The sequence below is a fragment of the Hominilimicola fabiformis genome (assembly GCF_020687385.1).
Lineage (GTDB): Bacteria > Bacillota > Clostridia > UBA1381 > UBA1381 > Hominilimicola > Hominilimicola fabiformis.
The window spans coordinates 172,125-198,297 of record NZ_JAJEQM010000005.1; the positions used below are offsets into that span (position 1 = coordinate 172,125).

The window sequence follows — 26,173 nt, forward strand, 5'->3', positions numbered from 1 at the left end:
GAGGTATGTATCGTGGATAAGAACGGAAAAATCGGCGGAAAAGTAAGCATTATTGATATTCTTGTTGTTGTGCTTGTAGTTGCTGTAATAGTGGGGATTGTGGCAAGATACGGCAGCAGTGTTACGGGTGCGGTTAAATCGAATAAACAGTTTGAATATGTACTTAAAGTTGAAAGCGTAAGACAGTATACTGTTGACGCACTTGAGAAAAAAGGCAAGGTTACAGATAAAAAGTCTGAAAAAGACTTGGGCGAAATTGTTGATGTACAGGTTGAAAATGCAACATTGCAGTCAACAACAGCGTCGGGTGAACTTAAAAACCCTGAATTGCCCGGAAGATATACTTGCTATGTGACAATCAGAGCAACAGGCAAGGAATCGGACGATAACTATATCCTTGAGGACAGTACGGAATTGTCCGTCGGAAGAAATGTAGATTTGTATTCAAAGTATGTTAAAACTTCTGGCGACATAAAGAGCGTAAAAGTTGTTGAATAAAACACTGTTTTAGATGAGTATGTTTTTGGACATACTCATTTTTTTTATTGCGGAATATAATAAAAGGAGGTAACATAGTATATTTTAAGAGAGGAATGGTGGATTATGAACAGATTAGAGAGAATGTTAAAGGATTTTGATGAAAATCAGTTAAGAGAGATAAATAAATTTTTAAATTCGGCAGACGGAAGAAGATTAAAGAGTCACATCAATTCAACAGACAAGGATAAATTATTGCAGGAATTTTCGAAACTTGACCCAAATGAAGTAAAAAAAAGAATATCGGGACTCAGTACGGCTGATTTAATGAAGATTATGAAAAAATTATAAGAGGTGAGTGAAATGGCAGACGCAATGGATACACTCAAAAATATATTGGGTGATGACGCGGAAGACAAAATTAAAACTGTAATGAACTCACTTTCTTCTGCGGATAATACATCGGAGGGAATTGACAGTTCAAACGGTTTAAATCAAATTATGCAGATAAAAAATATTATGGACAGTATGGCGGTGAACAAAAACGATCCGAGAACAAATTTACTCCTTTCGTTAAAGCCGTATATGCGTGAGGGCAGAAAACATTCTATTGATTCGGCGGTAAGGCTTTTGGGGCTTACAAACGTAACAAAAATGCTGAAGAAATAATATGATTTTGGAGGTGGCGAGATGTATAGGACGTATAGCTATAATGATATGCCGATTCCGGTACAACGACGTAATGAGGATATGAGGAAACCTATGCCGCCACCCAAAAAAGAAATAGAATGTAAAGAGGAGAAAATTGAGAAAAAATGTGACAAACCCGACAACGGCGGAATTTTAAGCGGTTTGGGTACTGACGATTTAATACTTATTGTGGTTGCATTGGTATTGCTTATTGACGATTGCGACGACAAACTTCTTTTGATAGCACTTGCGTTTATATTTTTATCGGAGTGGTTTTAGTATAAATTACTAAAATTAGAAAATACTAAAGAAAAAGGAGGCGAGGGCAAAATTGCTTTATGAACCTAAATTTTATAAATGCGGTGTATGTGACGCGATATTGGAGTCGATAACACCGCATTGCTGTGATGATTTGACTTGCTGCGGAAAGCCTATGGAATTATTAAAGGCGAATGAATTGATTGCTCTGGAAGAAAAACATTTGCCGATAGTCAAAAGGGAGGGGAATAACTTAACCGTATGCGTGGGGCGTGTGCTTCATCCGATGAGTAAGGAACACAGCATACAGTGGATAGAAGTAAAGAGTAAATATCTTGAACAGCGTATCACGTTGAAAAAAGGTGACGATCCGATTGCAACGTTTGAAGTACCGGAAAATGTGCCTGTTACGGTGTATTCATATTGCAATTTACACGGACTTTGGAAAACTATGTCGTAGAATGTTGCATTATGATTACAAACAATGTCTGAAACGCTTACATTTTTTTTACAACATTCAAAAATGTTTGATTTACCAAAATTTTTATTGTATAATTATATTGTAGGAAAACACAAGATAAAAGGGTAAAATTAAAATAAAGCGGGTGTTCATTCAGAACACCCGCTTTGTCGTGTAAAGAGAAGATATTTTTAAGCCGATAGATTAAATGTTATTACTTGACAATTACGATTTCAGAAACTATATCATCATAAATTTTTATGAAGATTCTGTTATTTTCGTCTGAATCGAAGTTTTGAATATCGCTGATTTCAGCAACTGTAATTGGATTTTTTGATTTTGTTGTATCCACGCTGTAAACAGGTGTTTCAGCTGGGATAGTGTAGTTTACCGTATTTGAATTATTTACAGATACGTTTACGGAATTTGAAAATTTCTTTGTAACCTTGCCGTATACTATTTCAAGTTTGTCGGTTGGGTTTAGTGTAAATTCGTTATTCTTTGCGGTTATATCAAGAAGTAATCTAATACTTACGATTTCACCTTTTGAGTTGGTTTTGTATTGAATGATGTCGCCCTCTTGCAGCTTTCTGTCACCGTTTACAAGGATATTTTCGCTTTCTGCGTAAATTGATACTTCCTTGCCGTCTACAAGTGCTACAAGCATATCTGTTTGTTCATCATCATTATTTGTTGCTTTCACAATATCTTTAACAACTGCGATTGAAGAATCGGCTGCTGCGTTAATTTGTGAATTTGTAACAACCATAACTTTTGCGGTATAGTTTTCAGACATATCATAAACTGACGCATTGTATGTCTGACCGTCCTCAAACATAGCGATATTTCTTATTGCATAATCATCTGTATTTTCTGTAATATCGAATATAACCGTATTGTCATCAACTCTTACATTGCCTACTTTTGAAAGAGTTTTTGAAAATTTTGCGTTTGTAAGGTCATAGTTCTTTGTGAACTTGTCAGTGTTTACCGCACCGCTTTCGCTGTTATCAACGGCAGTGTTTATGGCAGTGATTTTGTTGTCTGCATTTGTGCTGTAAGTTACAAGCTGACTTGCTGTTACATCTTCAGATGTGTTTAGTGAATTTACAACGTCAAGTGCTTTAACATTGCTTTTACCGTTGAATTTTATCTTGTTGTTTGCGTCAAGAGTTACTTCTTTTCCGTCCTTTGTGAAAAGTTTGAATGACGCTTTTTCTGTGTTCTTTGTATAGTATGCTTTCATCAAATAAGCATAGTTTGAACTTAGAGTTGTTGAACCGTCAAGTGCTGCGATTTTGCCGTCTATATCAAGATAGAATACACCCTCACTGCCGATGTCGATTGAATCGGTGTAGTTTGCCGCAACTTTGTATTTTGTACCATTGATAAGAACACCCTTACTGTCTTTACCGGTTACTTTGCCCTCAACGGTTTTGTTTGTAACTTCAACTTCGTAAAGCTCTTTGTCAAGACTTGCCGCAACTGAAAGTACATCATATTCCGCAAGATCTGAAACGCTTATTTCTTCAAGACCTTTTGTAATTCTGAAGTCAACAGTATCATCAAGCTTTAACACCTTTTGAGAATACTTATCAACAATTTTACCTGTTGAAGAAACGCTGTCTACAACGATGTTTTCATAATTTTTTACGAAAACAATATCGTATTTACCGTTCTTGTTTGAGTCAAGAAGTGTAATGTTACCCGACTTATCTGTAAGGTCAATCAAGTTTTTGTCCATAGCCTGATACTTACCGTTATAAATAAGTGTGGCGTCTGATGAAATTTCGGCGGTATTTGTCTTTGAAGTGTTTTCATCTTTGAAATATTCAATGGCTGTGTTGCCGTTCTTTGTTGTAAGTTTTGAGAATAGCTCTGATGAGATTGTCAAATCATTGTTTTGATTTTGAATAGGCATTGCAAGAATAACCGATTCATCGTTTTTACCCTCGTTTTTCACATAGTAAGTTACGTTGTAACCTAATAGATTATTCATATTGTAGGCTGTTTCGTAAGTTTTGTTGTCAATTTTGATTTGTCCCTTTGCAAGTGATGATGAACCCGTAAGGGAAGTGTTTTCTATTGCTGTGATACGACCTGTATCTTTTGTGACTTTTAACTTGTCTTTTAAAAGTGTTTTTTCCGTAATTTCATATTTGCCGTCAGAACCGAAACCTGTTTGTTCCATTAGTTTTGATTCAAGTGCGTTTGTTGTAAGGTATGCAACGTTACCTCTTGAAATTTTGTCTGAATATGAGCCTTGAACATTCTTTGCAAGACCGTTTGAAGTACCAGTTTTCATATATCCGTGAGGATAACCGCCGTTTTCTTCGGCTGATACCGTATAACCTGTTGCACGAACCATTATAGTCATTGCCTCTGCATATGAAATAGGTGCGTTAGGTCTGAAATTACCGTCACCGTCACCCTCGATAATGCCTTGAGATACTGCAAGGTTTATATAGCCGTTAGCCCAGTGTTCGGCTGAAACGTCGTCAAACATAGTCTGACCTTTTGAAGATTCTGCCGCATCTTCGAGTCCAAGTGCGTGTATTGCCATTTTGGCAACTTCAGAACGAATGATAGTATCATCAAGTCTGTAAGCACCGTTTTCGTCACCGACCATAATGTTAAGTGCCGAAAGAATTTGTACAGGCTCTTCGTAACGTGTACCTTGTACGTCAGCCGGAATAGCCGCCATACTTACAGGAACACAGGAAAGAACTGTACTTGTCGCAACTGCGACAGATAAAATCTGCTTTTTTAAATTGTTCATTTAAAAATTACCTCCTTTGGGGTTGCCCCTTATCCTAAATAGCAAATGGGTGAATTGTTATCAACCACAAGTGAGATAATACAGTATAACACAGTAAGTTTCAAGCTGTAATATTTGACAATGTGAAAGGTTTTCGGACTATATTAAAGTAGCAACTGAGTTTTGTTCTCAATAATTAACATTACGAAAGTTAATTTTTTGTTAATTTTTGTTTAAATCGCAAAAAGCTATTGCACAAATAAAACTGATATGTTAAAATTGATATATGTAAACCAATGTTATGTTTGGAAAAGGAGAAATTATAATGAAAAGAGTAATAAAAACAGCGTCGGCAATATTGCTTGCACTTGCTATGACAACACCTGCATTTGCGGCACCGACAGATACAGATACTACAACAGATACACCTATTGCTACACCTACAGCAGCACCGTCAACATCAACTCGCTTTACTGATATTAACAGTGAAGAATTTGCTTGGGCAAAGTCATATATTAATGATATGGCGGGCAAGGGCTTTATTTCCGGTTATGAGGACAATACATTCAGACCTGACAATGATGTAACAAGACTTGAGGCATTGTCGCTTTTCGCAAGAGCAATGGGGTCAAATGATTCTGCCAATACTGAATTATTGGAAATCGCACACGATAAGTTCGACAGTGTTATAAAAGAGTACGGCTTAAAGTGGGGTACTGATGAAATCGCATATTTGATGTATAAGGGTGCTTTGAAGAAAACAGACCTTGATACATACCTAAAAGATGATGAAAAAGATACACCGATGAAACGTTATGAGGCTGCTATAATCATAACTAAGGCAATGGGCGGCGAAGAAAAAGCACTTTCAGAATTGGGTGTAGTGCTTGATTACACAGACGCACGTGAAGTTCCGTCAAATGCTATTCAGTATGTGTCTTATGCAACAGACGCTGGAATTATGGAAGGTATGGGAGAGGGGCTATTCTCACCTAATACAGCCGTTAAGAGAAGTCAAATGGCAGTTATGCTTTCGAGAACTGTAGACAAGACAAACTATACATTTGAAAAGAATAAGATAACAGCTGTTGATACCGAAAACAAGACAATCACGGCAACAAATTCAAAAGGTAAGGAAACTCAATACACATATACAGACAGTACAGTTATAAAGAGCCTTGGTGACGAAATACAAGCGTCAAGACTTGTTTCGGGTGTTGAGGCAGTGTTCGTTAAGTCGGGTAATACACTTGTAAGTGTTGACACTGTATCAAGTGAACCGGACAGAACAATCACAGGCAGATTTGTTAATTCATCTGTTAAATCCGGCGTTGTATCAATAAAGATTAAGCCTGATGATTCGGAAGAAAACGAAACTTATGAATGTGCGTCGAATATATCGGTAACATATGACGGCTCACCGGCAACTGTAAGAAGTTTTGCAGACGGTGACGTTGTAACAGTAAATCTTGTAAACGGTAAAATCGCATCTCTTGCAGGCGAATCAAAGACAACTACAATAAGCGGTGCAACAATCGAAGATATGGAAATCGGTGACGATATTAAAATAACAATCAGCCACGGAAATGATGCTTACAACGGTAAAACATATGCTGTAAGCAGTGACGTTGTTGTAAAGAAAAATACTTCAACTGTTGACCTTTCAAGTATATACAAGGGCGATAAGGTTACACTTACATTGAAGTACGGTGTAATCACACAAATCAACGCAACTTCAAGCACAAAGGTTATTGAAGGTACAATTCAGTCACTTACGATTGCAACTAAGTCAATTATGGTTGTAAAGGTTGACAATAAGGAACAGACATATGAAATTCCGAGCGGTGTACAAATTCTTATAAACGGTGAAGAAAAGACGCTTTACGATTTCAGAGTCGGCGATATTGTAAAACTTACAGTTGAAAGTGACGCAATAACAAAGATTGTCGCAACATCAACTCAAGAATCATCGGGTTCAATGTCCGGTGTCGTTACGGGAATTAATACTTCTTACGGCGTAATCAGTGTACAGCCGGAGGGATCAACAGATTCAAAACAAGCATTCTGCAAAGACGGAAATACAACTTTTGTAACGGCTGCAGGTATTGCAAAGAAAATGAAAGACATCAAAGTCGGACAAAAGGTAGAAATTAAAGGTACAATTTCAGGCGGCGTATTTATCGGTAAGCTTGTTGTTATTGTTTCTGAATAATATATGCTTTAGATAAAAGGGCGGAAGTGTTTCCGTCCTTTATTATTAAGGAGAAAAAATGAAGAGATTTGAAAAATATTACGGATGGATAATTGCATTTGTATTTTGTGTGGCAGTTATCGCGGTGTACAAAACTTTTGATAACTTTAATAATATAACGCAGTATTTGGCTAAAATTTTTGACGCAGTAAAGCCGTTCTTCATCGCATTTATAATTGCGTATATCCTCAACATACCCGCAAAACGTATGCAAAAATGGCTTTCTAAATCGAAAAAGTCATTTATAAAAAAACATACGCTCGGCATAAGTATTATAACAATATATGTTTTGGCGATTATGGCTGTTCTGGCAATTTTGAGAATGTTAATTCCGGCATTGTACAAGAATATTATGGATTTGTATAACAATTTGCCGAATTATATAACTTCATTCCAAGACTACATCAATAACTTTGAAATTATCAAAAAATCAAGCCTGTTTGCCAATGGTATTGATTTGTACAGTGAGATGAATAAGATAGTTACGTCAATAGATATGTCGCAGTTCGGCAAGTATGCACAGGGTGTATACAATATGACAACGGGATTGTTTGATATATTTGTTGCGGTGATTGCGTCAATATATATGCTTATTGACAAGGAACGATTAAAAAAGGGTATTTTTCGTTTGATGGGAATATTCCTAAAAGAAAAGCGTGCAAATTCAATTACGGAACACGCAAAACGTATAAATGATATTTTTACAAATTATCTTTACAGCCGACTTATGTGCAGTATTATAATGGCTGTTGTGTGCAGTATCGTGCTTATGATTATGAATGTTAAGTATGCGCTTATACTCGGTTTGTTTATCGGTGCAATGGATATGATACCGTATTTCGGTTCGATTATATCATTTGTTATTTCACTGATTGTAACGTTCATCACAGGCGGTGTGTGGAAAGGTGTTTGGACGGGTGTTGTTTTGCTTGTCCTTCAACAGATTGACGGAAACTTGTTAGGTCCTAAGATTATGGGGGATTCGCTTGAAATCAGACCTTTGTGGATTATTTTTGCGGTTACGGTCGGCGGCGCATTGTTCGGTTTTATGGGAATGTTGTTCTCAGTGCCTGTTCTTGCTATAATTCGTGCGATTATGTCGGACTATTTTACGGCCAGAGAAATAAAGAAAATGTCAGAGGAAAGTGAAAATAATGAGTAAGAAAATTGCGGTTATAGGCGGAGGGGCGTCCGGACTTTTTGCGGCGATATTTGCGGCACAAAACGGAAACAGCGTTACAATATATGAAAGCGGTGAAAGGGTAGGCAGAAAGATACTTGCAACGGGCAACGGTCGCTGTAATATGACTAATATGAATGCCGATATTGAAAATTATCACGGCAGAAATCCTAAATTTATAATGGGTGCAAGAAATAAATTTTGGGTGGAAGAAACACTTGAATTTTTCTCTGAACTCGGTATTGTAAGTAAAACCGAAGATGAGGGAAAGGTGTATCCGTATTCGGATCAAGCCTCTGCGGTGCTTGATGTTTTGAGGTTTAGACTTGATTCGCTCGGTGTTAAGATTGTAACATCATTTGAAGTCGAAAAAGTGAAGAAAAAGAAAAGCGGTTTTAATGTTATTTCATATAATGGACAGAGCGAATATGCCGACAGCGTAATTGTCGCAACAGGCGGAAAAGCCGCACCGAATTTAGGTTCAAAAGGTGTCGGATATGAAATTTTAGAAAGTTTCGGTCATAAGGTGACGGAGCTTTCACCGTCACTTGTGCAGATTAAAACAGAAACGGACGTTGTTAAGAAGTTGAAAGGTATAAAGCTGAATGCAAATGTATCGCTCGGTAACTTTAAAGAATACGGCGAAGTTTTGTTTACCGAATACGGTTTATCAGGCCCTGCGGTGTTCTCACTTTCGTCACGGCTGAAAAATCAAAAGACGATTTCGCTTGATATAATGAGCGAATATTCAGAGGACGAATTATATGATATGATAAGTGTAAGAATGTATCAAAACCCTAAAATTACGCTTGAAAATTTCTTTGTCGGAATGTTTAACAAACGTGTCGGACAGGCACTTTTGAAATATTGCGGAATTGAGCCGCTTTCAAGATATGCGGTAACGCTGGGTGAAAAGGAAATCAGACGTATATGTTCAACAATAAAAAAATGGAATTTTAAAATTACGGGTACAATGTCGTGGAACAATGCACAGGTTACAAAAGGCGGTGTGATTACGGACGATTTTAACCCGAATACTATGGAATCAAAGCTTGTAAACGGTTTATACGCAACAGGCGAAGTACTTGATATAGACGGTGACTGCGGTGGATATAATTTGCAGTGGGCGTGGTCGTCGGGGTATCTTGCCGGAATATCCGTAGGGAAATAATATAAGGAGTGTATTTTATATGAAAGATTCAATGAAAATAACTGTAAAATATCAGTTTGTATATATGCTTTTAATGCAGGTTGCGGCATCAGGTGTGGCATTTGTGTTTGGATTGGTTGCGTTTTGGTACTTCCTGTCAATGAATATTGCCAAGGAAATAATTTCTGTTATATTCATAGGTGTAAATTTTGCAATGCTTTATATACCTGCAAAAAACTTTGCAATAAGAGATAACAAATCGTATACACCGCTAAAGCCGAGTAAATTAAAAGGTGCTATGTTCGGTGTGCTTATTTCCGTTGTTACAACAATTTTGATGGCACTTTTTGCATTTGTATGGGCAAAGTTCAGTGACGAAATCGGTATTCACGGAGTTGTGCCTACAATAATTAATGTAATTTTTTATTATTGGAGTTTCCCGTATAACGGCATAATGGGATTGGCGAATGGAACATATACGATTTATTCGGGTATTTTAATGCTTATAGTGCCAATATTGGCGACATATTGCGGATATATTGCAGGAAGTAAAAAGTTTGAATTTGTAGAAAAAATTGAAGAATTTATGTACGAAAAAGAGGAATAATTCATATAAAGTTGTTGAATTTTTATAAAAGCTATGGTATAATATATTTATATTTTTGACGAATTTGTTATTTATAGGAGTAGAGATGAAAAATAGAATTCATATATTTACAGGTCATTTCGGCAGCGGAAAAACTGAGGTGGCACTGAATTTTGCTCTACAAGAGAAAAAGAAGGGCGAAGATGTTGTAATCGTTGATTTGGATATTGTAAACCCTTATTTCAGAACAAATGATGCAAGAAATGTACTAATGAAAAACGGAATAAAAGTTGTTGCAAATAATTATGCGTCGTCAAATGTTGATATGCCGACAATGCCGCTTGATATTTTAAGCGTGTTTAATAATGACAATTCTGTTGTTGTTTTCGATGTCGGCGGTGACGATGACGGTGCATTGGCTTTGGGACAGTATAAACAATATTTTGATAAATACGGTTATGAGATGCATTTTATTGTTAATACAAAACGTCCTTTAACAAGAACGAATGATGAATTAATTGAAATCGCAGAGAGAATAGAAAGTGCATCACGTTTGAAATTTACGGATATATACAATAATACGAATTTATCCGACCAAACAGACGGAAATACTTTATTTTCGGGATACGATGAAATTAAAATGCTGTCAAAGAAAATGGGTATAGCTATAACAAAAAATTGCGGAATTGATAAGGCTCTTTCAAACGTTCCGACGAATTTGAAGGATACTGTATTTCGTATGAATATCTGTATTTTAAGACCATGGGAAATACAGTGAAAAAAAACAACAAAGGAGTTGATTTTTTTTGAAGAAGGTTATCTTCAACGAAGAACGTTGTAAAAGTTGTGAACTTTGCGTAAGTGTCTGCCCTAAGAAAATTCTTAGAATATCGGACGATAAAATGAATGAAAAGGGTTACAAACCCGCTGAAATATTTGAACAGGATAAATGTATCGGTTGTGCATTTTGTGCGACAATTTGCCCTGACGCGGCTATCACGATTGAGGAGGACTGACAGATGGGTGAAAAGGTTTTAATGAAAGGTAATGAGGCAATAGGAGAGGCGGCAATTCGTTCGGGCTGTCGTCACTTTTTCGGTTATCCGATAACACCGCAGACGGAACTTTCGGCATATATGGCGAAGAAAATGCCGAAAATAAACGGAGTATTTCTTCAAGCGGAAAGTGAAGTTTCGGCGATAAATATGGTATACGGTGCGGCTGCGGCAGGCGTGAGAACGATGACAAGTTCATCAAGTCCGGGAATAAGTCTAAAGGCTGAGGGGATAAGCTATCTTGCGGCAGGAGATTTACCGTGCGTTATTGTAAATATAGTTCGCGGAGGTCCGGGACTCGGCGGTATTCAACCGGCACAGTCAGATTATTTCCAAGCTGTAAAAGGCGGCGGACACGGTGACTATCATTTAATTGTTTTAGCACCTAATTCCGTACAGGAGCTTGCTCATTTAACAGCCGAAGCATTTAATATTTCCGATGAATACAGAATTCCGACTATGATTTTGGGTGACGGTACTTTGGGACAAATGATGGAGCCTGTCGACTTAGATGCAATACCTGAGCCGATTTATGCCGACAAACCTTGGGCGGCAAGAGGAACTGATAATAAACGTAAGAAAAACATCGTTGAAACACTTTATCTTGAGGCGTCAGAACTTGAAAAGAAAGTTTTGGAACGTGAGGAAAAGTACAACGTTGTCAAAGAAAATTTGCAGCGATATGAGGCACATGATATTGATGACGCCGATATAATCATATCGTCATACGGTATTACTTCAAGAGTTGTCGAAACAGCGGTTAAGTCACTTCGTGAAGAGGGAATAAAAGTGGGCGTTATACGTCCGATAACACTTTGGCCGTTTCCTGAAAATATTTTTAAAACGGTTAAACCGAAAGCGTTTTTGTCCGTTGAAATGAGTACTGGACAAATGATTGAAGATATTAAGCTTGCGTGTGAATGCAGTGCACCTGTTTATTTCTGCGGACGTACGGGCGGTATTATACCGACACCGGATGAGGTCGCGGAAAAGGTTAAGAGCATAATGAAGGAGGTACAATAATATGAAAACGATATTTAAAAAGCCAAATTCATTAACCGATACAGTTTTTCACTATTGCCCCGGCTGTTCGCACGGAATTGTGCATAGACTTGTATGTGAAGTCATTGATGAACTTGATATTAGCGGCAAAACCATTGCGGTTGAGCCGGTAGGCTGTGCGGTAACGGCACATAATTATTTTGACTTTGATGTTGTACAAGCGGCACACGGCAGAGCGCCTGCAGTGGCAACGGGTATAAAACGTTCACTGCCGGACAGGGTTGTGTTCACATATCAAGGTGACGGCGACCTTGCGTCAATAGGTACTGCCGAAACAGTACACAGTGCCGCAAGAGGCGAGAATATAACCGTTATATTCATCAATAATACAATTTACGGAATGACAGGCGGTCAAATGGCACCAACGTCACTTCCGGGACAAGTTACGCAGACATCACCTTACGGACGTGATCCGAAAATACAAGGTAATCCCGTAAGAGTGTGCGAAATGCTTGCCACACTTGACGGACCATCATATATTGCGAGAGTTTCAACTGATTCCGTACCGCATATAAAGGACGCTAAAAGGGCTATAAAGAAAGCATTTGAAAATCAAATAAACGGTAAGGGATTTTCAATAGTCGAAGTGCTTTCGACTTGTCCGACAAATTGGGGAATGTCACCTGTTGAGGCTATGCAGAGAGTCAGAGATGAAATGATTCCGTATTATCCGCTTGGTGTTTTTAAAGATATTGAGGACGTCGAGGAGGATAAATAATGAAAAATTGTGAAATGATACTTGCCGGATTCGGCGGTCAGGGGATTTTGTTTACAGGAAAAATACTTGCGTTTGCGGCAATGCTTAAAGACAAAAAACTTTCTTGGCTACCGTCATACGGACCTGAAATGCGTGGCGGTACTGCAAATTGTCACGTTATAATAGATGATGAGCCGATTGGCTCGCCGATTGTTACAAGACCGAATATCCTTGTGGCAATGAATAAACCGTCACTTGATAAATTTGAAAATACGGTTTCGGACGGCGGATATGTGTTTATAGATACGTCGCTTATAGACAGAAGGGTGGAAAGAGAGGACGTAAACGAAATTTGCGTGAATGCTACCGAAACGGCTCATAATATGGGTAATAAGAGTCTTGCAAATATGGTTATGCTCGGTGCTGTGTTAAAGAAAACGGAATTGTTTACAATCGATGAAATTGAATACACAATGAAGAAATCTTTACCGGAAAACAAGCATAAACTTATAGAGATGAATATAAAAGCCGTAAAAGAAGGATATAATTTAGTATAGAGAGATTAAAAGGAGGATTTTGGTTATGGCAGCGGTAAAAAAGAAAAAAGGTCTTATGTACAAAGGTAAGCCGCTTTTAAGATGCGGGAACAGAATTTATTACGGAAATTTGGAAGATAAGCTTATTCTTGCTCTTGACATCGTGGAAAGCAGTAAAAAGCAAGATGTGGACGTATCTACAAAAGTTAAGGTACAGATTATGGACAACACAGGTGAGCTTGGCAAAGGTCAGGTTTATCGTAAGTGCGAAAGAGAAAATCTTTATAAGGCTATTGACATCGGTGAATGGTGGCTGCAAGACGCTATGAAAATGATGGGCTAATTAAATTTAAGCTGTTGCATTTTTATGTGACAGCTTATTTGCATTTATAAAATCATAATCTGAAAGGGTGAAAAATGTGAATTTAACCAAAGAAAATGTAAAGAAAATTTGCGGAATAATATTGTTTACTGTCGTAGTGTTGGTTATAGTACAGAACTACGAAAAGGTCGGAAACGCTATAGGAATTTTGTGGGGAATAATTTTTCCGTTTGTTTTGGGCGGAATAATAGCTTTTATACTTAATATACCTATGAGAGCGATTGAAAAGTTGCTGTTCAAAAGCAAAAACGGAAAACAAAAGAAATATGCAAGACCGCTCAGTATGATTATGACTTTTCTGCTTGTAATCGGAGTGATTGCGGGTGTGATACTTATTGTTGTGCCGCAAATAGGCGGAACGGTGAGAGAACTTACAAAATCGGCAGAGGCATTTTTCCCAAAAGTACAGAAATGGGCAGAGGATATGTTCAGTAATAATACGCAAATCCATGATTGGATTGCAAGTTTGCAGTTTAATACCGACAAACTTATGGATACTGCGATAAATTTCTTACAAAACGGTGCGGGAAATGTTTTAAACGGTACATTTACGGCGGCAAAAGCTGTTGTATCCGGAATAACGGCATTTTTTATCGGCTTGATATTTGCGTTCTATCTGCTTGCAAAAAAAGAAACGCTTCAAAGACAAGTCAATATGTTTATGCAGGCGGCTTTGCCTGAAAAAATAGTTAATAAAATAACGTATGTCGCAAAATTGAGCAATGAAACTTTTTCAAGCTTTATAACGGGACAATGCCTTGAGGCGTTGATTTTGGGTACAATGTTCTTTGTTACATTGTCAATAATACGATTGCCGTATGCACTTTTGATTGGAGTTTTAATCGCTTTTACGGCACTTATACCGATATTCGGTGCGTTTATCGGCTGTATTGTGGGTGCATTTTTGATGATTATGGTAAGCCCGATGAAAGCACTTATATTTGTAATTGTGTTCATTGTACTTCAGCAGATAGAGGGTAATTTAATTTATCCGAAAGTTGTCGGCGGTTCGGTCGGCTTGCCGTCACTTTGGGTTTTGGCGGCTGTTACAATAGGCAGCAGCCTTATGGGCGTGGCAGGTATGCTGTTCTTTATACCGTTTACATCGGTGATATATACGCTCGTGCGTGAATGGACATATAAACGTCTTGAACAGAAAAAAGCAAAAGAAAATAACAATGATGAGAGTAATGAAAGCAGTGTGTAAAGCACTGCTTTTTGCGTAATCTTTTATTATAACATATTTTAAAATTGTGTGCAAATAAACAATTTTAAAAATAAAAAATCGCTGATTTGACAAGAATTGAAAGTCGGGTTAAAATAGTGATAACAAATTAAAGCAAAGGAGAAACACAATGAAGTTTATACACTTATCCGATTTGCACATAGGAAAACGCGTGAATGAGTTTTCTATGATAAATGACCAGAAATACATACTTGAACAAATACTTAATATAATCGCAAATGAAGAAATTAACGCGGTTATTGTATCAGGCGATGTGTATGATAAATCGATACCTGCGGTCGAGGCGGTTACGGTATTTGATGATTTTCTTACGGAGCTTGCCACGAAAGATATACCGACATTAATAATAAGCGGCAACCACGATTCGCCGGAAAGATTGGGGTTCGGAAGTAAAATAATGCAGAATAACGGTGTGCATATATATTCGGTTTTTGACGGTGAACTTCACAAGTTGAAAATTGATGATGTCAATTTTTATATGTTGCCGTTCGTAAAGCCGATAATGGTAAGAAGGTTTTACCCCGAAGTCGAAACGTATGAGGACGCGGTAAGGACGATTATTGAGAATACGGATATTGATAAGTCGCAGAAAAATGTTATACTGTCACATCAATTTATTACCAAAACAGGTGCGGAAACAATGCGAAGTGATTCGGAAAGTGTATCTGTAGGCGGTCTTGATAATATTGATATATCGGTGTTTGATGATTTTGATTATACGGCTTTGGGACATATCCACAGACCGCAGTCGTTAAGTGAAAAAGTGCGATATTGCGGTTCACCGCTGAAATATTCATTCTCTGAGGCAAAATACGATAAAACCGTTACAATAGTCGATGCAGATGATTTCTCAGTGCAAACAATACCGTTAAAGCCTTTGCACGATATGCGAATGATTAAGGGCAGTATTGAAAATATATTGTCTAAAGAAGTAATAAATGCGGCGGATTCTGATGATTATTTACATATCACGCTTACCGACAAAGACAATATAATAGATGCAATGGACAAAGTGAGAAGTGCGTATCCGAATGTTATGCAGCTTGAATTTGAACGTGATATGAAAGGAAATACAAAGGGTGTATATGAGGCGACAGGTGTCGGAACTAAGCCTGATAATGAACTTTTTTATGATTTTTATAAGTTGCAGAACGGTGTGGAAATAGACAGTGAAAAAGCCGAGTTGGTCGATTCGATTTTAGAGGAGGTGAAAGAAAATTGAAACCGTTAAAGATTACAATGAGCGCATTTGGACCTTATGCTGAAAAAGTGACAATAGATTTTGAAAAATACCAAAACGGTCTTTATATTATAACAGGTGACACAGGTGCGGGAAAATCAACGATATTTGACGCAATAACCTTTGCTTTGTACGGAGAAGCGGCAACACAAAGACGTGAAAATACTATGCTTAGAAGTGACTTTGCAAAAAAAGATACAAAGACGTTTGTTGAGCTGGAGTTTATGTACAGAGGTGAAGTGTATAAAATAAAGAGAAATCCGAGATATAAGCGTGAGGGCTTGAAAACAGAGGAAACACCGAAAGCGGAAATTACATATCCCGACGGAAGTGTGAAATCGGGTGTAAAAGAAGTGACGGCAGCAGTTACGGATATTTTGAAAATCGACTGCGGACAGTTTACTCAAATTGCAATGATAGCGCAAGGTGAGTTTTTAAAACTGTTGCTTGCAGGCACGGACGAACGCGGAAAGATATTCAGAAAAATATTTAATACCGATTTATACAGGCGTTTTCAAGATCGTGCGAAAATGTTAGCCAATGATGCAAAACGTGATTATGAAACTGTAAAAAGCAGTATTGAACGTGAAATAAAAGGCGTTGTAAGCGATAATGAAGATGATTGGATTTTATATGATTCAACAAGGACAGATGAATTTATAAATGCACTGATGAAGTTGCTTGGCGATTGGGAAAAAGATAAAAAGAGTATTACGGCGAAAGAAAAACGTTTAAAAACAAAATCGCAGAAACTTTCAGACGAAATCAGTTTGGCGGAAAATACAAATAAGTTTATCGAATCGCTTGAAAAGGAAGAAGAAACACTGAAAAAGCTAAATGATGACAGTGAAAAAATCGAAAGCTTAAGAAAAGATACAGACAGACTTGAAAGTGTTAATAAGGACGTAATACCTATTTTAACAATGCTTAAATCGTATCGCGAAAATGTCGGAAAACTTGAAAAAAGTATTTCGACAAACAAAAAAGTGCTTGAAGAAAATACAGAAAAATACGACGAATTAAAGGAAATCCTTGAAGATGAAAAAGCAAGAGAAAATGAAAGGAAAACGCTTTCGGAAAAGGCAGTCGGATTGAAAAATGAACTTGAATATTATGAAGAATATGAAAGTTTGAAAAAGGAAAATACAAAAAATCAAAAGTCATTGAAAAAGGCTAATGACGAGTCGGAAAAATTAAAGGCTACATTCAATGATGATAAGAAAAAAGCAGAAGACGAAAAAAATAAACTTTCTGAATTGAAATCAACCGAAGTCGAACTGCAAAAGGTAAAGAGCCTGTATGAAGAAAAAGAGAAGCATAATTTTAAAATACAAAAGGTTATGCTTGACTGTGACAGTTTGAAAAAGCATCAAAAGAAACATAAGAAACTTTCGGAGCAATATACAGATGCTGAAAAGTTATATAAGCAAACTTTAGAAACTTATAATAACGGTTACAGTTTATTTTTACGAGAGCAGGCGGGAATATTGGCAGAGAGCTTGAACGAAAATGAACCGTGTCCCGTATGCGGTTCAACAAACCACCCTTGCATTGCTCAAAAAAGTGATACCGCACCTTCAGAAAATGAACTTGACGAAATGAAACAACGTGCCGATATGGCAGATAACGAGTGCAGAAAAATTGCCGATAAAGCAAGTAAAGAAAAGAATGAATGTGAAAAAATTGAAAATTCAATTAAAACCGCACTTAAAGATATGGATATTGAAACTGAAAATACAGTCGAAGAAATTGTGGAAAATATCAAAAATGAGCTTACAAATGCAAAAGAACAGCTTGAAATTGCCGAAAAACGCAATACAGAAAGAATTGAATGTGAATTAAATTTAAACGCATACACCGAAAAATGCAATCAAACCGGTGAGAAAATCGAAGAAATTACGGCTAAAATCAATGATTTGAAAACGGTTATAAACGGTGACGAAAACAAAATAACGGCACTTGAAAAAATGATAAGCTGTAAAAACAAGTCCGAGGCGGAAAAGGTGCTTGACGATTTAGAAAACAGGATTGATGAAATGCAAAAAAGTTTTGAAATTGCCGAACAAAATTATAATGAATGTGTCAAAGTCATTGACAATGCCAAAGCTGTTATAAACGAAAACGAGCCTTTGGCTAAAACGGAAAACGAACGTATAAAAAAGCAGGAAGAAAAGCTTGAAAAAGCAATGAAAAAGTACGGCATTGATGATGAAAATACTCTTGAAATATTGGTAAGTGATATTGAAAATATATCAGATATGCGTGATGAAATCAAGGAGTATGACAATAAATTAAGTGCTTGCAATGAGAGAATAAAGATGCTTAAGGAAAACATAGGTAAGGCAGAAAAGACTGATATTGAAAAATTAAAGGCAGATAAAGAAGAAACAGAAAATTCGTTGGAGGAAGTAACGGAACAAAAGAACAGCTTGACTGCTAATATCAGTATAAATAAGCGTATAATGGACGAAACGCAGAAGTTGAAAACGGAACTTGACGAAAGCGGAAAACGATATTCTACATATCTGAATATTTCGCAGACGGCAAACGGTGAACTTTCAAAACGTCAAAAAATTGCGTTTGAGCAGTACATTCAGTCGGCATATTTTAGGTCGATTCTAAATGAGGCCAATAAGCGTTTTTCGTATATGACAAACGGTCGTTTTGAACTTGTAAAGCATGACGGCGACAGTAATTTGAAATCTCACAGCGGTCTTGATATTGATGTGTTTGATAATTATACCGGAAAGCAAAGGAGCGTTAAATCATTGTCGGGAGGTGAGTCGTTTAAGGCGTCATTATGTATGGCACTTGGACTTTCGGAGGTTATACAACGTAACGCAGGCGGTGTTAAATTGGAGTCAATGTTCGTTGATGAAGGATTTGGTGTACTTGACAATGAATCACTTGAACAGGCGATAGAAGTGCTTAATTCGCTTTCGGAAAGTGACAGAATGGTAGGTATTATATCGCATATTTCAGAATTGAAAGACAGAATCGATAAAAAGATTGTCGTGAAAAAAGGCTCTGCGGGAAGTACGGTTGAACTCATAAATTGATTGACAAAGTAAGACGGATATGTTAATATTGACATATGCGTCTGTAGCTCAGTTGGATAGAGCACAAGATTCCGATTCTTGGTGTCGCGGGTTCAAATCCTGTCAGACGTGCCAAAAAAGTCATAGCAAAGTAAACTTTGCTATGACTTTTTTTAATCCGATTTTATGTTATATAAATGTATTAACAATTCCCTGTACCAACAGAATAAGCATAATAATCGGCATAACGTATTTATAATACGGTTTAATCCATCTTGGAATTTTCGGACCGACACCGGTATTAGCCTCTTTAAGATAATTGTCAAAGCCCCAACCACGTTTTGATATACAGAAAAACAAGTACATAAGTGAGCCGGCAGGCAATATAAGATTACTTACAAGAAAGTCCTCAAAGTCAAGAATAGTTGACTCACCGCCTAATGGGTGGAGTGATGATAATATATTAAATCCGAACACGCAAGGCAATGACAACACCGATATAATTATTATATTAATAAGTACGGCTTTCTTTCTTGTGATATTAAATTTTTCAACGCAACAAGTCAGTATATTTTCAAACAATGCAATAACCGTAGAAAATGCCGCGAAAGTCATAAACAGGAAGAACAAGCTGCCCCAAATTCTGCCGCCTTTCATTGAAGTGAATACGTTAGGCAATGTTATGAATATAAGGCTTGGACCGCTGTCGGGTTCAACGTTGAAAGCAAAGCATGACGGAAATATGATAAGTCCTGCGATTATAGCAACGAATGTATCAAGCAGAGCAATATTTATTGATTCGCCTAAAAGAGTTCGTGATTTATCAATGTAACTGCCAAAAATCATCATTGATCCCATACCGATACTAAGTGTGAAAAATGCTTGGTTCATAGCGGTTGTTATAAGCTTGAAAAATCCTACTTCCTGTATTTTTTCAAAGTTCGGCAGAAGATAGAATTTTACACCGTCTATACCGCCGTCAAGTCTGACTGCGTGTATTGCAAGAATTATAATAAGTCCGAGCAGTGCGGTCATCATAACTTTAGTGATTTTTTCGACACCTTTTTGAAGTCCCAATGAGCAAACTCCAAATCCCAAAACAACAACAACCAACATCCAAAATGTCATGGTAGCGGGGGAGGCTAAAAGGTTGTTAAATGTATTTTTTACGTTAGCGGTGTCCAAACCGACAAATCCGCCGACGGCAAATTTATAAAAATAATATAACATCCAACCGGCTACTGTGGTATAGAACATCAAAAGTATATAATTGCCGGCAATCGCAAAATTAGAATGTAAGTGCCATTTTGTACCTCTCGGCTCAAGTTCCTGGTATGCTTTAGCGGTACTCTTTTGACTTGCACGACCTATTGAAAACTCTATTGTCAAAACAGGAATGCCGATTAAGGCAAGGAAGGACAGGTAAAATAACACAAATATTCCGCCGCCGTAATTTCCTACAATATAAGGGAATCTCCAAACATTGCCTATACCAATCGCACAGCCGGCAGACAGGAGTATAAATCCTAATCTCGATTTTAAATTTTCTCTTTCCATATAATAAATCCTTTCAAATATATTGCTTTAAATATTAACGTGTATCATAATAACATAGATTTCATCAAAAATCAAACTTTTTTAAAATTTTCTAAAAAATTTTAAAAAAAAGTGTTGACAAAATGATGTAATGCGTGTATAATAGATTTTGTTGTTACGGCGGTATAGCTCAGTTGGCTAGAGCATGCGGTTCATACCCGCAGTGTCAGTGGTTCAAATCCACTTACCGCTACCATACCGAGTGTCCTTATTGGACTTGAACCAATAAGGACATTCTTTTTTTGTGTTCATACGGCAAGCGCAGCATACTGAACATTTACGCCCTGACGTGTATGTACTGATACGTTATTTTCAGGTAATTTACTTAAATCAGGTATTTCAATAGCTCCGATACAGTTATAATGAATTTTAAGCCGCTGTACCTTTTTACCGTCTATTTTTTCAGCCTGATATACTTCTATCTTGTCAATCAATTCGTTTAACATTCTCGGTGTCAGTTTCCTTGCCCTTGTATATTTACGAACAGAAGATAAAAACATATCGCTTGTAACAGCTCTATTCTGTTCATTATCAAGCTCCGCTTGAAGTTCATTGATTTTTACTTCATTTTCTTTTTGTTCTGTTTCATATTTTACAGACAATTTTGAAAATCTGTCGTCGCTTATGCGTCCAAGAGTGTTATCCTCATAAATTTTTTCAAAAAGTAAGTCAAGCTCTTTATCACGCGCAAGCAAGGAGTTAAGTTCCTTTTGTTTGGAGCGTCGTTCCTGCTCTGCCGTTTTAATCGAATTTCCCATAACAATTTTAGCAAATTCATTTTCATATAGAGTGGCAAATTTCATTAAGCGTTTGATTTCACCGAGTACAACCTGCTCTAAAAAATCAGTACGGATATAATGTGTTGAGGTACATATTTTTCTGCTGCCCCTGTTATATCCCATACAATTAAAATAGGTTATATCGTGATTAGCCTGATTGAAATGATAACCGAGTTTGCTTCCGCAGTCCGCGCATACCAGCAATCCCGAAAACATATTCTTATCTTCGCCTGTTACTGGCTTTTTGCGTGTTCGTCTGCTTCGGCGTTCCTGTATCTTTTCCCAAACGGTACGGTCTATAATTGGTTCGTGAATATCTTTAAATATCGCCCAATTCTCTTTGTCATTCTCATAACGCTTTTTATTTTTGTATGACTTAGAATAGGTTTTAAAGTTTATCACATCACCGCAATACTCCTGTTTGGAAAGTATATTGATAATTGTTGAGTGGTGCCATTTATAAGGATATTCCTGAGAGCTTTTCAAGCCCGGACGGCTTATCCCTTTACTATACCAATAGTTTACAGGAGTAAGGATTTTTTCTTCCTCCAGCCTGCAAGCGATTTGGTCTGTACCTAAACCGCCAAGCGCCATATCATAAATATGTTTGACTACCTTTGCGGCTTCTTCATCAACAATCCAATTCTTTCCGTCAGGATTTCTGATATATCCATACGGGGGAAGTCCGAGCGGTTCGCCCGCATTACCCTTTATCTTGTTACTGATACGGCGTTTTTTTGAAATATCGCGCGCATACCATTCATTAAAAAGATTTTTTATTGGCGCAAGCTCATTTTCGCCCTCTTGTGTATCTATATTATCAGAAACAGCAACAAGCCGTATATCATATTCAGGGAAAAATTCTTCCGTAAGTCTGCCGACCTCAATATAATTACGTCCCAATCTTGAAAGGTCTTTTACAAAGACGGCTGAAATTTTATTGTTTTCTATCGCTTCAATCATAGCTTTATATCCGGGACGTTCCATTGTAACGCCCGAAATACCGTCGTCGCAAAATATCAATAAATTTGTATAGCCTTTTTCCTTTGCAATTTTGGTTAGTAATTTCTTTTGGTTGCCTATACTGTAACTATCGCCCTCTAAGTTATCATCACGGCTTAAACGAACATATAAAGCCGCTGTCATTTCTTTTTGTTTGTTATTTGACCGCTTCATTATTTCCTCCTTTCAGACAGTCAAATAAACAGTATTACATTTATATTATACCGCGCTTTTAACCGTCTGTCAGCCTGTTTTAAAAATTTTATTCGCTTGATGTCATAAGCCGTAATAAAACAGAGCCTAATGTTTCGAAAGATTTCTCTTTGAATATCGGTTGTACAACAAATGAGGTTCCATTGACTTGATATGTAATTTCAGCGTCAAGGGATTTTTTATTACAAATATTTTTGTGTTCTAAGTTTTGAGTAGTGTCATTCATAAATAGTGAACCTCCATAAATATTTTATGTTAAATCCACCTACCGAGAGTAATAACCCAATCACTCAAACAATCATCAAACTACTGATAGCTAATCAGTATCACGGGAATTTCACCCCTGCACGGTTCTCGTCCAGCCACCCAATGCAGTGACGCGTTCAAGGCGGGAGTATCATTATACTTTTCGTCAATCGTGGCCGTATCGGTTGCAAGCCGATAGTTATTGACGGTCTTATCGCTAAAATGTAAAACGTCCGTACTCGGCATACTGTTTGTATGGTAGAAGCTGTTACATTCATTACGGCGAGCCGCCGGCTCCTGCTCGGAAAGAAAGTATTTGATGATTGGATTATTCAGTTGTCAAAGAACAAAGGGGATTTTAGCCCATATAAGCGCATTAGAGATATAATGCGTTTATATCGGATAAATCGTGTACTTTACGGAGTGCTTAAAGCACCCCGCATTATTTTAAGACAAGATTTTAAACTTTTTTATAATACTATAAATTAGTTTACTTTCAAGTCTTGAACGCATATCATCATCTACATACATATATTCATTATTATTTTCATCACGGGCAACTCTCGTAGACAAACGAATTATGTAATTTCTATAATGAGCAAGTATGTAATCAATGGCTTCTATGTCTTCATTTATTGCTTTTTCGATTATTGAAAAAGGAATGTCTGATAAAGTTTTTTTCACTTAATGCCCTCCGTACTGATAATTGCCTTTAATCGTTTTAATGCGCGTATGCGCGCCCGAAAAACAATCCAATAGCTTAAATCAAGCTGTTTTGCTATTTCTATATCAGGCATATTTGCAAAGTATGATAGTAAAACAATATCTCTTAAATCACAAGGAAGTTTGTTTATAGCTTCTGCCAACATATTGTTAGATACTATGATACGAATATCACATACATTGAAAACATTATCGGTTACAAAATAGCAATCAAATGTATATAATTCTGCCTGTTCCTTGTCACTTAGGAAACTAAAATCCATTTCCAAATCTGCATAGTGTTTATATTCAGCTCTTATATTGTTTGCTTCATTTTTTAGGACGCTGCAACAAAAGGAACAAAATTGTTTTGATATGCGCTGCTTGTCCTGTTCTGAAAATTCTCTCATAGTTTTAACTCCTAACACCGAAAACTGATTTTTTATCCCTCATATGGGGAACAAATAATTAGATAAATTTCTGCTTGTTTTCAGAAAAAACATTTAATAAAAATTCTCTGTATTTTAGCAAAAAGTTTGTAAGAAAAATCAAGCATATCGGGCGGAGGTCTTATAAAAAAACATATCATTTTATTTATCGAAACAAAAAGATATAATTCATACACTTTTGATATAATAAAACAAAAAAACGATTTATAATATTGAATGAACGATTTTTCGTAAAGATACCCAAAAAAATTTTGATATATATTTAGCATTGCCGTATAAAAAGAAAAAAGCATAATACTATCTGTCATAAATACACATAATATTACGCTTTCTATATTATTTAGTCTTAAACGGTCATTTTTCGCATTAGAAACTAAAAAAGCCGAACCTATCAAACAAATTTTTTTGACAAGTCCGACTTTTTATTAGTCCCTATAATCCTATAATAGCGCATAAATTTTTGACAATCCACACATTGTGGCTGTACGCTGTTCACTCCTTATTACAAAAACATTATAAAAGTAACCATATTGTACCATATTATATTGATTTTGTAAATAAGTTATTCTGTATAAGAAAAATATTGAGGTTTTATCCTCAAAGTATTTTAAAGTCCAGAAACAAAATTACTTATAGTGTATGTATCTCTATCTTTATGAACTAATATATAACAAGCTCCTTTGTTATTCCCATTATTATTACTTGCGTTAGGAGTAAACTCCACATTATCGAAAGTGCAATTAAAAATCAATGTATCAGTAGACCAATCTGAACTTTCTTCTATATACTCAATTCCCGATAATGTGGCTGATTTCATACCATATACACCATTAGAAATATCATATTGAGAAAATGGCTCGCTAAGAACTTTTTTCATTTCAGTATAATTATTTTCTGCAAAATCATCAAAAAATGTTTTAATTACATCTTGAGCTTTCATAACTTCTTGATAGGAAAATGGTTGGCAGATTTCAACGGTTTTTGTTTCGTCATTCCAATCCACACGTTTTCCAAAGGCCTGTGAAATAGCTCTAATAGGGACATATGTTGTACCCTCATATATGAATGGTTCAACAATATTTCCGTCCGTATCTTTCGGAATGCACTCTTGTCCGAAAACTGATATTTTAATGTTATTATACGCAATCTCTATTGTGTCATTTATCTGTTTTGCATATATTGTGCCCGTCGATATAACTATACCAATTATTAAACCTAAAATTACCTTTTTCATAGTAAAACATTCCTTTCTCTTAACTTATCTTGTTATTATTGTTCATATGCAGCGTCATAAAAAATGTTTATAGTATCTCTGTCGCTTGTAGCGGTACAGCTTGCATTATCTCTGTCGTATGTCAGTAAATAATTTGTGGTAGATGAATTATTACCTGCGAAGCTGTACGCTGTACCTTTCCATAAAGATTGCTTATAAATTTTATTTTCACTCCAGATTACATTTTTTAAATATGCGCCGCATTTTATATCGCCTGCCGTCTGCGTTCCCGTACTATCGTAAATATCGGGAACTAATGACGTACCTGTCATAAGACAGATGTTAGGCGCTGATGTGTTAAATCTGTAATCGTCCACATATCCCTCTTGCGCTACTCCCGTTATTACATTCTGCACCTGACAATATACCGTTCCGTCGCCGTATGTATAGTATAAATATATATCATGCTTCGGTCTGTATTCGCCGTTTACTAATGTTGACTGCACAATGGGGGAACTGTAAAAGGTTTTCATTCCGGCTGATGATGTGGTATTGCTGTTATTATTGTTTCGGCTTGCTATCAGATACCAGCCACCGTTATTTGCAGGCGCACCGAGTGTGTGAGATTATTTCTGTAAATTAATTTTTCTATGATAAAATACTTAGTTTTATTTGGGCAGATAAGCAAAATTCAGCTTATCTGCCTTTTTGTAATATAGCACGGATTTTCTTCCGCGTCAAGAGCGGTCTTGTAAAAGACCGTATTTTTTACACTATACAAATGTAAAAATATATGCTAAACAAGTCGTCCATCATACATAATTGACAGCTCTCCGTAAACTCTGCCCCAATTTCTAAGTGGCATTGTCCACTTCTTTGTTGCTTCAAAGGTTGCCAAATACAGTGC

General features: G+C 36.7%; 26 protein-coding genes and 2 tRNA genes. 20 read left to right on the plus strand and 8 right to left on the minus strand.

Features of this window, described 5'->3' with window-relative positions; all coding sequences use genetic code 11:
- Nucleotides 1-12: 12 nt before the first annotated feature.
- From LKE05_RS05250 to LKE05_RS05270, 5 genes are all read left to right on the plus strand, one after another.
- The gene (locus LKE05_RS05250) at nt 13-498 is read left to right on the plus strand and encodes a DUF4330 domain-containing protein (protein ID WP_022230231.1); all 486 of its coding nucleotides are present in this window, start codon (nt 13-15) and stop codon (nt 496-498) included.
- Nucleotides 499-603: 105 nt separating this feature from the next.
- Complete coding sequence (locus LKE05_RS05255) at nt 604-828, plus strand: hypothetical protein (protein WP_308456163.1); 225 nt, start codon at nt 604-606, stop codon at nt 826-828.
- A 12-nt stretch (nt 829-840) separates the two neighbouring features.
- Nucleotides 841-1,146, plus strand: a complete 306-nt coding sequence (locus LKE05_RS05260) for a hypothetical protein (protein WP_022230233.1) — start codon at nt 841-843, stop codon at nt 1,144-1,146.
- A gap of 21 nt (nt 1,147-1,167) precedes the next feature.
- Complete coding sequence (locus LKE05_RS05265) at nt 1,168-1,446, plus strand: hypothetical protein (RefSeq protein WP_117966269.1); 279 nt, start codon at nt 1,168-1,170, stop codon at nt 1,444-1,446.
- Nucleotides 1,447-1,498: 52 nt separating this feature from the next.
- A complete protein-coding gene (locus tag LKE05_RS05270; RefSeq protein ID WP_117966266.1) occupies nt 1,499-1,885 on the plus strand; it encodes a desulfoferrodoxin family protein in 387 nt (128 codons plus the stop codon).
- A gap of 214 nt (nt 1,886-2,099) precedes the next feature.
- Here LKE05_RS05270 and LKE05_RS05275 read toward each other — a convergent pair whose 3' ends face one another.
- Nucleotides 2,100-4,664, minus strand: a complete 2,565-nt coding sequence (locus tag LKE05_RS05275) for an S-layer homology domain-containing protein (protein WP_308456164.1) — start codon at nt 4,662-4,664, stop codon at nt 2,100-2,102.
- Between the two features lie 304 nt (nt 4,665-4,968).
- Between LKE05_RS05275 and LKE05_RS05280 the strand changes: the two genes are divergently transcribed.
- From LKE05_RS05280 to LKE05_RS05345, 14 genes are all read left to right on the plus strand, one after another.
- On the plus strand, nt 4,969-6,855 hold the full coding sequence (locus tag LKE05_RS05280) for an S-layer homology domain-containing protein (protein WP_308456165.1): 1,887 nt from the start codon (nt 4,969-4,971) through the stop codon (nt 6,853-6,855).
- A 58-nt stretch (nt 6,856-6,913) separates the two neighbouring features.
- Nucleotides 6,914-8,056 (plus strand): AI-2E family transporter, encoded by a 1,143-nt coding sequence (locus LKE05_RS05285; RefSeq protein ID WP_308456166.1) that lies wholly within the window; start codon nt 6,914-6,916, stop codon nt 8,054-8,056.
- Complete coding sequence (locus LKE05_RS05290) at nt 8,049-9,245, plus strand: BaiN/RdsA family NAD(P)/FAD-dependent oxidoreductase (protein ID WP_308456167.1); 1,197 nt, start codon at nt 8,049-8,051, stop codon at nt 9,243-9,245. The genes LKE05_RS05285 and LKE05_RS05290 overlap by 8 nt, the downstream gene beginning before the upstream one ends.
- Before the next feature lie 19 nt (nt 9,246-9,264).
- The gene (locus LKE05_RS05295; RefSeq protein WP_308456168.1) at nt 9,265-9,831 is read left to right on the plus strand and encodes a hypothetical protein; all 567 of its coding nucleotides are present in this window, start codon (nt 9,265-9,267) and stop codon (nt 9,829-9,831) included.
- An 85-nt stretch (nt 9,832-9,916) separates the two neighbouring features.
- Nucleotides 9,917-10,588: an ATP-binding protein gene (locus LKE05_RS05300; protein ID WP_308456169.1), complete on the plus strand. Its 672-nt coding sequence runs from the start codon at nt 9,917-9,919 to the stop codon at nt 10,586-10,588.
- A gap of 28 nt (nt 10,589-10,616) precedes the next feature.
- On the plus strand, nt 10,617-10,826 hold the full coding sequence (locus LKE05_RS05305) for a 4Fe-4S dicluster domain-containing protein (RefSeq protein ID WP_022230242.1): 210 nt from the start codon (nt 10,617-10,619) through the stop codon (nt 10,824-10,826).
- Between the two features lie 3 nt (nt 10,827-10,829).
- Nucleotides 10,830-11,888, plus strand: coding sequence for a 3-methyl-2-oxobutanoate dehydrogenase subunit VorB (gene vorB / locus LKE05_RS05310; RefSeq protein ID WP_022230243.1), 1,059 nt, complete (start codon nt 10,830-10,832; stop codon nt 11,886-11,888).
- Between the two features lies 1 nt (nt 11,889).
- A complete protein-coding gene (locus LKE05_RS05315; RefSeq protein ID WP_118445647.1) occupies nt 11,890-12,645 on the plus strand; it encodes a thiamine pyrophosphate-dependent enzyme in 756 nt (251 codons plus the stop codon).
- Entirely contained in the window at nt 12,645-13,181 is a 537-nt protein-coding gene (locus tag LKE05_RS05320) for a 2-oxoacid:ferredoxin oxidoreductase subunit gamma family protein (protein ID WP_308456170.1), read from the plus strand. The genes LKE05_RS05315 and LKE05_RS05320 overlap by 1 nt, the downstream gene beginning before the upstream one ends.
- Before the next feature lie 25 nt (nt 13,182-13,206).
- Nucleotides 13,207-13,503 carry a hypothetical protein gene (locus tag LKE05_RS05325; protein WP_022230246.1) on the plus strand — a complete coding sequence of 99 codons (297 nt, stop codon included), beginning with the start codon at nt 13,207-13,209 and terminating at the stop codon, nt 13,501-13,503.
- 76 nt (nt 13,504-13,579) lie between these two features.
- Nucleotides 13,580-14,749 (plus strand): AI-2E family transporter, encoded by a 1,170-nt coding sequence (locus tag LKE05_RS05330; RefSeq protein ID WP_308456171.1) that lies wholly within the window; start codon nt 13,580-13,582, stop codon nt 14,747-14,749.
- A gap of 148 nt (nt 14,750-14,897) precedes the next feature.
- Nucleotides 14,898-16,010 carry an exonuclease SbcCD subunit D gene (locus LKE05_RS05335; protein ID WP_308456172.1) on the plus strand — a complete coding sequence of 371 codons (1,113 nt, stop codon included), beginning with the start codon at nt 14,898-14,900 and terminating at the stop codon, nt 16,008-16,010.
- The gene (locus tag LKE05_RS05340) at nt 16,007-19,087 is read left to right on the plus strand and encodes an AAA family ATPase (protein WP_308456173.1); all 3,081 of its coding nucleotides are present in this window, start codon (nt 16,007-16,009) and stop codon (nt 19,085-19,087) included. The genes LKE05_RS05335 and LKE05_RS05340 overlap by 4 nt, the downstream gene beginning before the upstream one ends.
- Before the next feature lie 37 nt (nt 19,088-19,124).
- Nucleotides 19,125-19,201, plus strand: a tRNA-Arg gene (locus LKE05_RS05345).
- 54 nt (nt 19,202-19,255) lie between these two features.
- On the opposite strand, the gene LKE05_RS05350 is transcribed toward LKE05_RS05345, so the two are convergent.
- The gene (locus tag LKE05_RS05350; protein WP_308456174.1) at nt 19,256-20,623 is read right to left on the minus strand and encodes a sodium-dependent transporter; all 1,368 of its coding nucleotides are present in this window, start codon (nt 20,621-20,623) and stop codon (nt 19,256-19,258) included.
- A gap of 158 nt (nt 20,624-20,781) precedes the next feature.
- Between LKE05_RS05350 and LKE05_RS05355 the strand changes: the two genes are divergently transcribed.
- Nucleotides 20,782-20,858 (plus strand) — tRNA-Met (locus LKE05_RS05355).
- Between the two features lie 52 nt (nt 20,859-20,910).
- Here LKE05_RS05355 and LKE05_RS05360 read toward each other — a convergent pair.
- From LKE05_RS05360 to LKE05_RS05385, 6 genes are all read right to left on the minus strand, one after another.
- Entirely contained in the window at nt 20,911-22,617 is a 1,707-nt protein-coding gene (locus tag LKE05_RS05360; RefSeq protein ID WP_022230692.1) for a recombinase family protein, read from the minus strand.
- Nucleotides 22,618-22,705: 88 nt separating this feature from the next.
- Nucleotides 22,706-22,882: a hypothetical protein gene (locus LKE05_RS05365; protein ID WP_022230691.1), complete on the minus strand. Its 177-nt coding sequence runs from the start codon at nt 22,880-22,882 to the stop codon at nt 22,706-22,708.
- 467 nt (nt 22,883-23,349) lie between these two features.
- Nucleotides 23,350-23,586 carry a helix-turn-helix domain-containing protein gene (locus LKE05_RS05370; RefSeq protein WP_022230690.1) on the minus strand — a complete coding sequence of 79 codons (237 nt, stop codon included), beginning with the start codon at nt 23,584-23,586 and terminating at the stop codon, nt 23,350-23,352.
- Nucleotides 23,583-24,014, minus strand: a complete 432-nt coding sequence (locus tag LKE05_RS05375) for a sigma factor-like helix-turn-helix DNA-binding protein (protein ID WP_022230689.1) — start codon at nt 24,012-24,014, stop codon at nt 23,583-23,585. The genes LKE05_RS05370 and LKE05_RS05375 overlap by 4 nt, the downstream gene beginning before the upstream one ends.
- A 646-nt stretch (nt 24,015-24,660) precedes the next feature.
- Nucleotides 24,661-25,287 carry a copper amine oxidase N-terminal domain-containing protein gene (locus LKE05_RS05380; RefSeq protein WP_022230688.1) on the minus strand — a complete coding sequence of 209 codons (627 nt, stop codon included), beginning with the start codon at nt 25,285-25,287 and terminating at the stop codon, nt 24,661-24,663.
- A 35-nt stretch (nt 25,288-25,322) separates the two neighbouring features.
- Nucleotides 25,323-25,772, minus strand: coding sequence for a hypothetical protein (locus LKE05_RS05385; RefSeq protein WP_308456175.1), 450 nt, complete (start codon nt 25,770-25,772; stop codon nt 25,323-25,325).
- Nucleotides 25,773-26,173: the final 401 nt, after the last annotated feature.

Bases quoted from the DNA above. Each gene is read 5' to 3' on its own strand.
- LKE05_RS05255 (WP_308456163.1), top strand. From the start codon at position 604: ATGAACAGATTAGAGAGAATGTTAAAGGATTTTGATGAAAATCAGTTA.
- LKE05_RS05260 (WP_022230233.1), top strand. From the start codon at position 841: ATGGCAGACGCAATGGATACACTCAAAAATATATTGGGTGATGACGCG.
- LKE05_RS05265 (WP_117966269.1), top strand. From the start codon at position 1,168: ATGTATAGGACGTATAGCTATAATGATATGCCGATTCCGGTACAACGA.
- LKE05_RS05275 (WP_308456164.1), bottom strand. From the start codon at position 4,664: ATGAACAATTTAAAAAAGCAGATTTTATCTGTCGCAGTTGCGACAAGT.
- LKE05_RS05280 (WP_308456165.1), top strand. From the start codon at position 4,969: ATGAAAAGAGTAATAAAAACAGCGTCGGCAATATTGCTTGCACTTGCT.
- LKE05_RS05285 (WP_308456166.1), top strand. From the start codon at position 6,914: ATGAAGAGATTTGAAAAATATTACGGATGGATAATTGCATTTGTATTT.
- LKE05_RS05290 (WP_308456167.1), top strand. From the start codon at position 8,049: ATGAGTAAGAAAATTGCGGTTATAGGCGGAGGGGCGTCCGGACTTTTT.
- LKE05_RS05295 (WP_308456168.1), top strand. From the start codon at position 9,265: ATGAAAGATTCAATGAAAATAACTGTAAAATATCAGTTTGTATATATG.
- LKE05_RS05300 (WP_308456169.1), top strand. From the start codon at position 9,917: ATGAAAAATAGAATTCATATATTTACAGGTCATTTCGGCAGCGGAAAA.
- vorB (WP_022230243.1), top strand. From the start codon at position 10,830: ATGGGTGAAAAGGTTTTAATGAAAGGTAATGAGGCAATAGGAGAGGCG.
- LKE05_RS05315 (WP_118445647.1), top strand. From the start codon at position 11,890: ATGAAAACGATATTTAAAAAGCCAAATTCATTAACCGATACAGTTTTT.
- LKE05_RS05320 (WP_308456170.1), top strand. From the start codon at position 12,645: ATGAAAAATTGTGAAATGATACTTGCCGGATTCGGCGGTCAGGGGATT.
- LKE05_RS05325 (WP_022230246.1), top strand. From the start codon at position 13,207: ATGGCAGCGGTAAAAAAGAAAAAAGGTCTTATGTACAAAGGTAAGCCG.
- LKE05_RS05335 (WP_308456172.1), top strand. From the start codon at position 14,898: ATGAAGTTTATACACTTATCCGATTTGCACATAGGAAAACGCGTGAAT.
- LKE05_RS05350 (WP_308456174.1), bottom strand. From the start codon at position 20,623: ATGGAAAGAGAAAATTTAAAATCGAGATTAGGATTTATACTCCTGTCT.
- LKE05_RS05360 (WP_022230692.1), bottom strand. From the start codon at position 22,617: ATGAAGCGGTCAAATAACAAACAAAAAGAAATGACAGCGGCTTTATAT.
- LKE05_RS05365 (WP_022230691.1), bottom strand. From the start codon at position 22,882: ATGAATGACACTACTCAAAACTTAGAACACAAAAATATTTGTAATAAA.
- LKE05_RS05375 (WP_022230689.1), bottom strand. From the start codon at position 24,014: ATGAGAGAATTTTCAGAACAGGACAAGCAGCGCATATCAAAACAATTT.
- LKE05_RS05380 (WP_022230688.1), bottom strand. From the start codon at position 25,287: ATGAAAAAGGTAATTTTAGGTTTAATAATTGGTATAGTTATATCGACG.